The sequence below is a fragment of the Intestinirhabdus alba genome (assembly GCF_009711095.1).
Classification (GTDB): domain Bacteria; phylum Pseudomonadota; class Gammaproteobacteria; order Enterobacterales; family Enterobacteriaceae; genus Intestinirhabdus; species Intestinirhabdus alba.
In genome coordinates, this window is sequence record NZ_WMJZ01000159.1 from 1 (window position 1) to 398 (window position 398).

The window sequence follows — 398 nt, forward strand, 5'->3', positions numbered from 1 at the left end:
TACGGGGTGCGCGAGTTCGGCATGACCGCCATCGCCAACGGTATCGCCCTGCACGGCGGCTTCCTGCCATACACCTCCACCTTCCTGATGTTCGTGGAATATGCCCGCAACGCGGTGCGCATGGCGGCGCTGATGAAGCAGCGTCAGGTGATGGTCTACACCCACGACTCCATCGGTCTGGGGGAAGACGGCCCGACCCACCAGCCGGTTGAGCAGGTGGCCTCCCTGCGCCTGACCCCGAACATGAGCACCTGGCGTCCGTGTGACCAGGTGGAATCTGCGATTGCGTGGAAATATGGCGTTGAGCGTCAGGACGGCCCGACGGCGCTGATCCTCTCCCGGCAGAATCTGGCGCAGCAGGAGCGCAGCGCAGAGCAGCTGGCGAACGTCGCCCGCGG

Annotated in this window: 1 pseudogene; it reads left to right on the forward strand. The window is 65.6% G+C overall.

Going from position 1 to position 398, the window contains the following annotated elements:
- Positions 1-398: pseudogene (locus GJV78_RS22845) on the forward strand (transketolase); the annotation flags it as partial.